General features: G+C 66.0%; 12 protein-coding genes. 1 reads left to right on the plus strand and 11 read right to left on the minus strand.

From position 1 onward, the window contains the following. Positions 1-11: 11 nt before the first annotated feature. From HGB10_07165 to hisI, 4 genes are read right to left on the minus strand one after another with little or no spacing between them, the layout of a single operon-like run. Entirely contained in the window at positions 12-920 is a 909-nt protein-coding gene (locus HGB10_07165; protein NTU71580.1) for an N-acetylmuramoyl-L-alanine amidase, read from the minus strand. Then, on the minus strand, positions 917-2,047 hold the full coding sequence (locus HGB10_07170; protein ID NTU71581.1) for a M48 family metalloprotease: 1,131 nt from the start codon (positions 2,045-2,047) through the stop codon (positions 917-919). The genes HGB10_07165 and HGB10_07170 overlap by 4 nt, the downstream gene beginning before the upstream one ends. Before the next feature lie 7 nt (positions 2,048-2,054). After that, positions 2,055-2,354 (minus strand): phosphoribosyl-ATP diphosphatase, encoded by a 300-nt coding sequence (locus tag HGB10_07175; protein NTU71582.1) that lies wholly within the window; start codon positions 2,352-2,354, stop codon positions 2,055-2,057. Then, complete coding sequence (hisI, locus tag HGB10_07180) at positions 2,347-2,730, minus strand: phosphoribosyl-AMP cyclohydrolase (GenBank protein ID NTU71583.1); 384 nt, start codon at positions 2,728-2,730, stop codon at positions 2,347-2,349. Before hisI ends, HGB10_07175 begins: the two co-directional genes overlap by 8 nt. Before the next feature lie 150 nt (positions 2,731-2,880). Here hisI and HGB10_07185 point away from each other — a divergent pair, with 150 nt between their 5' ends. Further along, positions 2,881-4,659, plus strand: coding sequence for a transporter substrate-binding domain-containing protein (locus tag HGB10_07185; GenBank protein ID NTU71584.1), 1,779 nt, complete (start codon positions 2,881-2,883; stop codon positions 4,657-4,659). Positions 4,660-4,745: 86 nt separating this feature from the next. Here the strand turns inward: HGB10_07185 and hisF are convergent, their stop codons facing one another. From hisF to HGB10_07220, 7 genes are read right to left on the minus strand one after another with little or no spacing between them, the layout of a single operon-like run. After that, positions 4,746-5,510 (minus strand): imidazole glycerol phosphate synthase subunit HisF, encoded by a 765-nt coding sequence (hisF, locus tag HGB10_07190; GenBank protein ID NTU71585.1) that lies wholly within the window; start codon positions 5,508-5,510, stop codon positions 4,746-4,748. A 7-nt stretch (positions 5,511-5,517) separates the two neighbouring features. Continuing rightward, entirely contained in the window at positions 5,518-6,255 is a 738-nt protein-coding gene (hisA, locus tag HGB10_07195; GenBank protein ID NTU71586.1) for a 1-(5-phosphoribosyl)-5-[(5-phosphoribosylamino)methylideneamino]imidazole-4-carboxamide isomerase, read from the minus strand. Continuing rightward, the gene (gene hisH, locus HGB10_07200; protein ID NTU71587.1) at positions 6,252-6,881 is read right to left on the minus strand and encodes an imidazole glycerol phosphate synthase subunit HisH; all 630 of its coding nucleotides are present in this window, start codon (positions 6,879-6,881) and stop codon (positions 6,252-6,254) included. The genes hisA and hisH overlap by 4 nt, the downstream gene beginning before the upstream one ends. After that, positions 6,878-7,465, minus strand: coding sequence for an imidazoleglycerol-phosphate dehydratase HisB (gene hisB / locus HGB10_07205; protein NTU71588.1), 588 nt, complete (start codon positions 7,463-7,465; stop codon positions 6,878-6,880). The genes hisH and hisB overlap by 4 nt, the downstream gene beginning before the upstream one ends. A 22-nt stretch (positions 7,466-7,487) precedes the next feature. After that, the gene (hisC, locus tag HGB10_07210; protein ID NTU71589.1) at positions 7,488-8,585 is read right to left on the minus strand and encodes a histidinol-phosphate transaminase; all 1,098 of its coding nucleotides are present in this window, start codon (positions 8,583-8,585) and stop codon (positions 7,488-7,490) included. An 8-nt stretch (positions 8,586-8,593) separates the two neighbouring features. Continuing rightward, positions 8,594-9,949, minus strand: a complete 1,356-nt coding sequence (gene hisD, locus HGB10_07215; GenBank protein NTU71590.1) for a histidinol dehydrogenase — start codon at positions 9,947-9,949, stop codon at positions 8,594-8,596. A 24-nt stretch (positions 9,950-9,973) separates the two neighbouring features. Beyond that, positions 9,974-10,687: an ATP phosphoribosyltransferase gene (locus tag HGB10_07220; GenBank protein ID NTU71591.1), complete on the minus strand. Its 714-nt coding sequence runs from the start codon at positions 10,685-10,687 to the stop codon at positions 9,974-9,976. Positions 10,688-10,825: the final 138 nt, after the last annotated feature.

Below are 10,825 nucleotides of genomic sequence, written 5' to 3' on the forward strand. Positions count from 1 at the left end.
CCGCGAACCGCCTACTTTGAACTCAGGTACTTCGCGACGCCGTCCGCAAGCCCAATCGCGAGTTTGTGCTGGTAAACAGGCGTGACAAGCAGCGCATCGTCGCTCTTGTTGCTGAGAAACCCCATCTCCACGAGCACTGTGGGGACTTTCGACCAGTTGAACCCCGTGAAGTCGCCTCTGTCATCGATCCCGCGATCGTGGGCTCCCGTCGCGGCGATGACGGACTTGTGAACGGATCCGCCAGCTCGCCTGCTCTCGGCGAGAATTGGTCCGGTCCACTTGTTGGATGCGGGGACGATCGTCGACAGGCCGCGAACCGAACGATCGTTGACGCTGTCGCAGTGGATGCGGATGAAGAGGTCCGCGTCGGCCTCGTTGGCGACCTTCGCCCTCGCGGAGTTGGCGATGTTGACGTCCTGGGTCGTGCGCACCATGACGACGCGCGCTCCGCGGCTCTTCAGTTCAGTCGCGAGCATGCGCGAAACCGCCAGATTGACCTTGCTCTCCGGCACCCTGCTCCTCACCCCGGTTGCACCGGTGGTGACCTTAGGCTTCTTGGTCGACGATCCAGGTCCAATAGGCTCCAGCGACGGGTTGCCCTTGGCTTGGTGCCCTGCGTCGATTGCGACCGTCATGCCCGTGAGCGGCAGCCGCGACGTGGGCGCCGTCGAAGTCGCAGGCACGGTCGCCGTGGGAACGGGCGCGGGCGGAGGAGGTGCAGGGGCCGTCACGACGGCCGCGGGGGCAGCTGTCGGAGCCACCGAGGCGCTCGGCTCGACCGTGGGAGCCGTGTCGCTCGGTGTCTTGGGAGCCGCGAGGGTTGCAAGCGCGATGATCGCCCCGAACACGATGAGGAGACCCACTCCCCACAGTATGAGGGTGGTCACGATGCGGCCTGTTGTCGGCCGGTCGTCTCTCACTCGCCCACATCCTCTCGGCCTTGCAGTTGCGTATCAGTGATTCTCGGCGCCACCGGAGCGACAAGCATGCCGTCCGGCAGCTCGGCTGGTGCCGTGTCGACCCCCATCACACCCAGCACCTCGCGCAAGCGCGCCACGCGGCGCCACTCGGGGTCTTCCTCGTCGTCGGAAGCGATGCCCGTCCAACAGTAGAACAGTTCTGCGAACGTCTCGCCTGCAGCGGTCACGACGTTGTTGCGCTCGATGACGGCTGTGAGAGCCGACAACATCGCGACCGGATCCTTGAGAAGCAGCATTCCTTCCGCATCCGCCTTCTCGGCGGTCGTCAGCTGCGTGCCCCTGTGACCTGCGGCAACGAACTCCGCCAGCAACGAGAAGCCGGCGACGAACACGATGTAGAACACGGCACCGCCTCGGTCCACCGGGGGCCGATCGTCGGGGATCTCGGCGATCGCATCAAGACTGCGCACCAGAAACTCGGGTTCGTCGGAGACAAGGCGGGCCTCGCGCCACGCGTGCATCGGCCACATGAGGGCGGTGATCCCCGTCGAGACGATCGTGTCGCCCGCCGCAAGCCGAGCGACGAGGTGTGCGAACACCGCCCGCTGCTGCTCGAGCGTGAGCTTGGCCGTGAAGCCTTCAGTGATACCGATGACAGGGCGCCGGCGGTTGGCCGAGAAGACGAATGCGTTGGTGTTGCTCTCGGGGATGCGATAGAGCGCGGGCGCGACCGGGAGGCCGGCGGCGATCGCCATATCCTTGAGTGCGAACTTCGTGTCGAGCAGCTCACCAGTCGGCACGAGTACCGCCGAGAATCGGGCGAGCAGCCACTTCTCTGATCGCAGCAGCGTGAACGTCGCCCAGCCGGCGGCGATCGCGGCCATCACGCCGCCAAGCACTGCGACGTCTCGGACGAACAGGCCCCATGGCGAGACGCCCACGTCGTGGATGAGCAGCGAGCGAACGAATGCGAGCGGCACAGCCGCAAGCGCCATGGACCCGATGGCAGAACCGCCGATGAACAGCACGACGTAGCCCGCAAGGCGCACACGGTTGCGGTCGACCCGGTCCCAGAGCGGTTCGCGCCGCTCGCTTCGCGGTTGTGGCCTGCCGTCGGTCATCACCATGGCGCGGCTACGAGCGCCGGCTCGCGAGTTCCTGAGCGAGATCGGACGGCGTGAGGCCGTAGCGCGCAAGCACCACGAGCAGGTGATACATCAGGTCGCCCGCCTCGTAGCGCAGGTGTTCGGCGTCGGCGTCTTTGGCGGCCATGATGACCTCGCCGGACTCCTCGGCGATCTTCTTGAGCAGCGAGTCTTCGTTGCCCGTAAGGAGCTTGGCGGTGTAGGAGACCTCGGGGTCGGCGGTGCGACGCTCCTCTATAACGGCAAAGAGCTCTTCGAGTACATCACCCAGGCGCTGCTGGTCACTCACTGGGGGCTCCCTTCGCCAGCGATGACGCCTCGGGATAGAGGCGCCGATAGAAGCACGAGCGTTCGTTGGTGTGACAAGCGCCCGGACCGGCCTGATTCACGAGCACCAACAAGCAGTCGGCGTCGCAGTCGTAGCGAATCTCGACGACCTCCTGGGTGTGGCCCGAGCTCTCGCCCTTCATCCAGTACTTCTGGCGGCTGCGGCTCCAAAACCAAGTGAAGCCGGTCTTGAGTGTCTCGGCCAGCGAATCGCGATTCATGTACGCGACCATGAGCACCTCGCGGGTGTCGTGCTGCTGCACGACCGCGGGGATGAGGCCGTTGGCGTCGTAGGTGAACTCATCGATTGGAAGCAGTTCGTGTTCGCGATCTGACATGTAGTGCTCCTCGCGGTGCGTTGTCTGTGATGGGTCAGTCTACCAAGTGAGCGCGTCAAGGTGCCTGAGCGGGCAAATTGCTCGCCGTACGGGCACGTCAGGAGCGTCTGTATAATGCCATGGGGGTCCAGCCGAGGAGGAGGATGACGTATGGCCGACATGCTCGGTCCTTACGAACTGCGCGGTGAACTCGGGCGTGGCGCGATGGCAGTGGTGTGGAGAGCGTTCGACACCAAGCTTGAGCGCGAAGTCGCCATCAAGGAGCCGGTGATTCCGGCCAACGCCGATGCGACTGTCGCCACAGAGTTCGCCGCGAGATTCGTCCGCGAAGGCAAGGCCGCCGCGCAACTCAACCACCCGGGCATCGTCACGATCTACGCCGCCGACATCTACGATGGCCATCCGGCGATCGTTATGGAGCTCATCGAGGGGCAGACCCTCGGCGACGTGCTCGCTGGGGGCGCGGTCGAACCCCAGTCGACTCATGCTGTGCTGGATCAACTGCTCGATGCGGTCGGGTACGCCCACTCGAAGGGCGTCGTCCACCGAGACATCAAGCCCGACAACGTCTTCATCACCCACGACGGACGAGTGAAACTCGCTGACTTCGGAATCGCTCATGTGGGATCGTCGGCCACTCTGACACAGGCCGGAACGATCATGGGCACGCCGGGATACATGGCGCCTGAGCAGGTCACCGGTCAGCCGATTGACGCGCGCGCCGACCTTTTCGCGATCGGCGTCATCGCCTACGAGATGCTCGCGGGCAAGAACCCGTTTGGCGAGCTCGCCGACGTCGCGCCCACGACCATCATGTACCGGATAGTGCACGAGCCGGCCGTCGACCTGCCGCCCGAAGCGTTCGCCGGCGCAGCCGATCTGCCGCCCGCCATCATGTGTGCCCTTGCCAAGGATCCGGTGGATCGTTTCGCAAGTGCGTCTGAGTTTCGCACGGCACTCGGAGGCGGCCCGCTCCCGACACGCAGCCACCCGGCTACCGCTGCGACAGCCGGCTTCTCGCCCGCCCCGACGACGACATCGGCGGGCTCGAGTCATCCGCGGCGTAACGGCTGGCTGCCCTACGCGATCGTGATCGGGCTCTGCGCGGCGCTGCTCGGTGGGTTCATGTTCGCCACCGGCGGGCCGGGGGGTAAGGGCGCCTCGAAGAGTGCAGGCGCGCCCAGCGGGTCGACAGGGCGGGCGCCAAGCGCGCCGGCCACGCCGGCGGCAACGTACAAACTCGTCACGCCGGGCAAGCTCACGGTCGGCTCCGACCTCGACTTCCCGCCGATGGAGCAGCTCAACGGCGACCAGCCGGAGGGCTTCGATGTGGAGCTCATGACCGCCATCGCCAAGGAAATGGGGCTTGAGATCAACTACCTACCGCCGCAGAAGTTCGATGAACTGATCCCGCGCGTCAATGCTGGCAAGTTCGACGTCATCGCCTCCTCGCTCACTATCAATCATGAGCGCACGAAGAAGATCATCTTCTCCGCCCCGTACTTCGAGGTGAAGCAGGCGATTGCAATGAAGGAGGGCTCAACCCTGAACGCACTTGAGGATCTCAAGGACAAGAAGCTCGGCGTCCAGTCCGGCACGAGCCAAGAGTGGTGGGCCACCGAGAACCTCAAGCGCGAGGGCGTCATCATCGTGCCGTTCAAGAAGACCAGTCAGACGTTCGCCGCACTCCAGGCCGATACCGTCGATGCGGTCCTTGCCGAGCTCCCCGCCACCAATATGATGGTCAAGGACCCCGCCAAGAAGCTCGCAATCGTCTGGCAGAATGGGACCATGGAGATGTGCGGCTTCGGTGTCGCGATGGAGAACCCCGACCTCGCCTTCGCCATAAACCAGGCGCTTGCCAAGATCATAGAGTCGGGCGAGTACAAGTCGATCTACGAGAAGTGGATCGGCCCATACGAGCCGTAGTCTGCGCTCGGTGGTTCGAGCCTCGATTCGCATCGAGGCTGGGGTTCCTCCGAAGTCTGCTGCGGCACTCTCGGGGGCAGCGGCCCCTACAGCCTTACCGGCACCCCCGCCGCCGCCATCGCTTCTTTGACCTGGCGCACGGTAAACGTCCCGAAGTGGAACACGCTCGCCGCGAGCACCGCATCGGCGTCGGCCTCCACGACCGCCTCGGCGAAGTGCTCGAGCTGCCCCGCTCCCCCGCTGGCGATGACCGGGATGTTGAGCTCTCGGGTGATGGCTCGCGTGAGCGGGATGTCGAAGCCTTCCTTCACGCCGTCGCAATCCATGCTCGTGAGCAGGATCTCGCCGGCGCCGAGACGCTCGGCCTCGCGCGCCCACTCGACCGCATCCATCTCGGTGTTGATGCGGCCGCCGTTGATGAAGACTTCCCAGCGGTCACGCCCGCCCGCCACACGTCGCGCGTCGATCGCGACCACGATGCACTGCGCGCCGTAGATGCGGCTCGTGTGCGTGATGAGCGAGGGGTCGCGCACGGCAGCGCTGTTGAGCGAGATCTTGTCGGCACCGGCCTTGAGCATGGCGCGGATGTCCTCAGCGGAGCGCATACCACCGCCCACGGTGTACGGGATGAAGCACTCCTCGGCCGTGTGCGTGGCGACGTCGAGCATCGAAGCGCGTTCCTCGTGGGTGGCGGTGATGTCGAGGAAGACGACCTCATCGGCGCCGGCCTTGTCGTAGATGGCCGCCATCTCGACGGGGTCGCCGGCATCGCGCAGGTTCACGAAGTTGACGCCCTTTACCACGCGGCCGGCGTGGACATCGAGGCAGGGTATGACGCGCTTCATCAGCATGCGCGCGTCACGCATCCTTCACGGACGCCGCAACAGCGAGCGCCTCTTCAACGGTGAATGCACCCTCATAGATCGCTCGGCCTGCGATGACGCCTTCGATGACGCCGGGGCCGAGTTCGGCAAGCGCGCGGATGTCGTCAAGCGTCGACACGCCACCGCTCGCAACGACCGGGAAGCCCGCACTCACGGCCATGCCCACGTACGCCGGCGCCGAGATGCCGGTCTGCATGCCGTCGCGCGAGATATCGGTGTAGACGAGGTGTCGCAGGCCGAGGTTGCGAAGCTCGGCCACGAGCGTTTGCGCGCTTGCGACGGTGCCCTCACGCCAACCCTCGACGCACACCATGCCATCACGCGCATCCACGCCGGCGACGACCGACTCGCCGCAACAGCTCACGGCCTTGCGTACGAACTCGGGATCGGTCACGAGCTTGGTGCCGATCACGACGCGCTCGACGCCGGCCTCGGTCAGCCGCCCCATCGTCTCGAGTGTGCGGATTCCGCCGCCCACCTCGAGCCGGGCGCCGGTCTCGCGCGCGATGCGCTCGATGACAGCGATGTTGCCCGGCACGCCGTCGCGCGCGCCGTCGAGGTCGACGACGTGAATCCACTCGGCGCCGGCGTCGACGAACCGCCGAGCCTGGTCGACGGGATCCTCGTTGTAGACAGTCACGCGGTGGTAGTCACCCTGCGCGAGGCGCACGGCACGACCACCCAAGATGTCGATGGCGGGAAAGACGATCACGAGCGTGCCCCTTCTGCGATGCGGCCGAAGTTGGAGAGCAGGTGCAACCCCATCGTCGATGACTTCTCGGGATGGAACTGCACCGCGAAGACGTTTCCGGACTGCACGGCAGCGGCAAAGCGCACGCCGTACTCGGTCGAGCCGATGATCACGCTCTCGTCGCGCGGTGAGAGCCGATAGCTGTGCACGAAGTAGAACGCGGTTGACTCGGGGATTCCCTCGAACAGTGGGCTTGCGACCGGGTACTCGACGGTGTTCCAGCCGATGTGCGGAATCTTCACGCCGGCGGGCAGCTTGTCACACACGCCGGGGATGAGCCCGAGACCCTCGTACTCGCCCTCTTCAAACCCGACGTCGGCGAGCAGCTGCATGCCGAGGCAGATGCCGAGAAACGGCGTGCCGGCGGCGATGCGCTCGCGCAGCACGTCCTCGACGCCGCTCTCGCGCAGGTTCGCACTCGCGTCGCGAAACGCGCCCACACCCGGCAGCACGATGCCATCGGCCGCGGCGACGACCGCGGGGTCGTCAGTGACAACGACGTCGGGCACCCCCGCGTGCTCGAAGCCTTTCTCGACGCTGCGCAGGTTGCCCATCTTGTAGTCGATGATTGCGATGCGAGGACTCACAGCGCGCCCTTCGTGGACGGCACGCCACTGACACGCGGATCGATGGCGACCGCGTCCTTGAGCGCGCGGGCGACCGCCTTGAACGCCGCCTCGATGATGTGATGCGCGTTGTCGCCGGCCAGCGTGCGGACGTGGAGTGTGAGACCCGCGTTGGTCGCGAACGCGGTCAGGAACTCCTTGGCGAGCGTGGTGTCGAACGTCCCGATAATCTCGATGGGCAGGTCGACGGCGTAGTAGAGCGCGCCGCGACCGGAGATGTCGACGGCCGCGAGCACGAGCGCCTCGTCCATCGGCATCACACACGAGCCGAATCGAGTGATGCCCGCTTTGTCGCCAAGCGCCTCACAGAACGCCTGGCCGAGAACGATTCCCACGTCCTCGACGGTGTGATGTGCGTCGATCTCGAGGTCACCCTTGGCACTCGCGCACAAGGTGAACAACCCGTGCCGACCAAACGCATCAAGCATGTGGTCGAAGAACGGCACGCCTGTCTCGACCGTGGTCGCCCCCCGGCCATCCAGGTCGAGCGTCACCGTGATGTCGGTCTCGCGCGTCGCGCGCTCTACGGTTGCCGAACGGCCCATGATCTCCCCTTCCGTCATGCGATCAGCTGCGTTCGCCGGCCGCGAGAATCCCGTTCACCTTGCGGTGCGCCAGACAGTCCGCCATCGCCGCGAGGAAGCGCTCGTTCTCCTGGTCGGTTCCGACCGTCACACGCAGGCAGTCGGTGAGTCCCGAGCCCCTTGAGAAGTCGCGGATGAGTACCGAGTGGTTGTGCAGCAGGTCGCGCCAGAGAGCGGCCGCGTGCTCGACGCGGAACAAGACGAAGTTCGCCTCGCTCGGAAAGACCGTGACCTCCTCAAAGCCCGACAGCCCGTGCAGCAATACGTCACGCCCGCGGATTATGTCGCGGATGCCGGTCTCGAAGACCATGCGCTCCCGAAAGACCGTCTTGGCAACCATCTGCGAGAACGAATCGACCGAGTAGGGCTGGCGCACCTTCATGAACTCGCAGATGACGTCGGGCTGCCCGAGCACGTAGCCGATCCGTAGACCTGCAAGCGAGAACGCCTTGGAGAACGTGCGGAGAAGCACAAGGTTCTCGTAACGCGACATGTGCGGTCGCATCGTGTGGCGCGAGAACTCGAAGTACGCCTCGTCGACCATGACGAGCGCGTCGGTGGACTTGAGCAGGTCGATGAGGAACGACTCGTTAGCCAGACCACCGGTGGGGTTGTTGGGGTTCGCGACGATCACGATGTCGATGTCGCCCTCGGCCACGCGCGACAGCACAGCCTCCTCGTCGATGGAGAAGTCGGCCAGACGCGGGACGCGCACGACGTTGGTGCCCGTGACCTGCGCGTCGATTCCGTACATCGAGAACGTCGGCGGCATGTCGAGCAGCGTGCGTCCCGGCCCGCCCCACGCAAGCAGCAGGTCGAAGATCAGTTCGTCGCCGCCGTTACCCACGAGCACGTTCTCGGCGTCGAGGCCGTTGGCCTCGGCGATGAGTTCCCGCAGCGCGTGTGCCGTGGGATCCGGATACCGGTTGAATGGAAACTCCGAGAGGTGCGACTTGAGCTTGGAAAGCACCTCGCTCGGGAGATTGAGCGGGTGCTCGTTGTTCGCGAGGACGACCTCTGCTTTGACCTCTTTGGCGTCGTAGGGAACGAGATCTTCGAGTTCAGGGCGTGATGGGCGCAGTGGGGACACTAGTTGTCACCGTCCTCGTCGGCGGCGTCATCCTCGACGTCGTCACCGAACTCCTCGTCGACGTACTCGGCGACCGCCTCGACGCGCAGGCTGACCGCACGGGCGTGCGCCCACAGGCCTTCCTTGCCGGCAATCTCGAGCACTGTCTCGCCATCGAGCTCGAGCGCCTCGAAGCTGTACGAGAGCACGCTGGACTTCTTCACGAAGTCGTCGACGGACAGCGGCGAGCTGAAGCGCGCGGTACCGCCGGTGGGCAACACGTGGTTGGGCCCCGCGACGTAGTCGCCGACACTCTCGGGCGTCCACGGACCGAGGAAGATCGCGCCCGCGTTGCGAATGCTGCCGAGCAGGTCGAGCGGCTCCGACATCATCACCTCGAGGTGCTCGGGCGCGACGAGGTCGGAGGTGTCGAGCGCAGCCACGATGTCGGGGCACACGATGATGACGCCGTTGTCGGTCAGCGAACGCGCAGTGATGTCGCCGCGCGGCGACTCCTCGAGCAGCAGCTCGAGCGCGTCCTCGACGAGATCGGGCAGCTCGGGGTCGGTGGTGACGAGATAGGTCGCGGCACGCGGATCGTGCTCGGCCTGCGCCATAAGGTCGATGGCGACGAACGCTGGCACGGCGGTCTCATCGGCGAGGATGAGAACCTCGGACGGACCGGCGAGCATGTCGATGCCCACCTCGCCCATTACGAGCTTCTTGGCGGCGGTCACGTAGGCGTTACCCGGGCCGACGACCTTGTCGACGCGCTGGATGGTGTCGGTGCCGTACGCGAGCGCGGCGACGGCCTGAGCGCCGCCCACCTTGTAGATCTCGTCGATACCGGCTTCCGCGGCGGCCGCGAGTGTGTAGGGGTTGACGCTTCCGTCGGCCGCGGGCGGCACGACCATCGCGATCTCATCGCACCCGGCGACGATGGCGGGGATGGCGTTCATGAGCACCGAGGAGGGATACTTCGCGCGACCGCCGGGCACGTAGATGCCCACGCGGCGAAGCGGCGTGACCTTCTGTCCGAGGAACACGCCGCCTTCCTGTGCGGTGAACCAGCTCTGCGGCAGCTGCCGCTTGTGGAAGTCCTCGATGGCGCCGGCAGCTGCCGCGATGGCGTCGAGGAACTCCGGCTCGACTGCCGCGACAGCCGCCTCGATCTCCTCGGGGGTGACGCGGAAGTCGGCGAGCTCGACCTTGTCGAAGCTCGCGGTGTACTCACGCACCGCCTCGTCGCCGCGCGCACGCACGTCATCGACGATGCGGGCGGCCACGCCGATGATCTCAGCGTCGACTCCCCCGCTTCTGGCGAGGTCCTTCTCGGTCAGGCGCTGTCCGCGCTCAAGCACGATACGACGCATCATGGGTGCATCGGTTCCTTTCGGTGGTCAGGGGGCGACGGATGTGTCGCTACCCGCGGACGCGGTGCCCGCATCGGACGATTCTACCGAGAGTGCCGACATCGTGTCGGCGAGAGCCAGGACGCGGGGGTCGGTTCGGACCGCCGCGGGGTTGCCTACGAAGCGCGCGGTACTGGGCAGTACGTCTTCGACGATGCGCAGCTTGTTCTCGCGCAGCGTGGTGCCGGTCGCGGTGATGTCGACGACGACGTCGGCGATGCCGATGAGCGGCGCCAGTTCGATGTTGCCGTTGAGCTTGACGATCTCGACCTGCACGCCTTTGGCGTCGAAGTGCGCCTGCGTGATGGTGGGGTACTTGGTCGCGACGCGGATGACGCCGAGGTGGCGCGCGCGCTCACTGATCTCCGCGCCCGCATCCTCAGGCTCGGCGACGACGAACCGGCACCCGCCGAACTTCAGGTCGACGAGCTCGATGACCTCCAGGCCCTGCTCGATGAGGACGTCCTTGCCGCCGATACCGCAGTCCGCGGCACCGTAGGCGACGTAGACCGGGATGTCGGTCGGCTTGCCGATGATGAACTCCGCCTCAGGCGTGCGCACGATGAGCTGCCTGCCCGGATCAGCAAGCGTCGTCGTGTCGAACCCTGCCGCCGAGAGGAACCGCACGGAGTCGGGGAACAACGCGCCCTTCGGCACCGCGATACGAAGCGGGCGGTCGGTACCGCCGGGTCTGCGTGCCATCACGAGCGCTCACCTCCCTGGGCCCACGACAGCGTCGGCGCGCTCGGCGTCGGCGCCTGAAGCGCTGTCGCCGGCTGCCCGGCGCGGTCGAGCCGCACCACGCCCGCGCTTGTCGCCCACAGCGCCTCAGCGGCCTCG

The sequence above is a fragment of the Coriobacteriia bacterium genome (assembly GCA_013334745.1).
In the GTDB taxonomy this organism is placed as follows: domain Bacteria; phylum Actinomycetota; class Coriobacteriia; order Anaerosomatales; family JAAXUF01; genus JAAXWY01.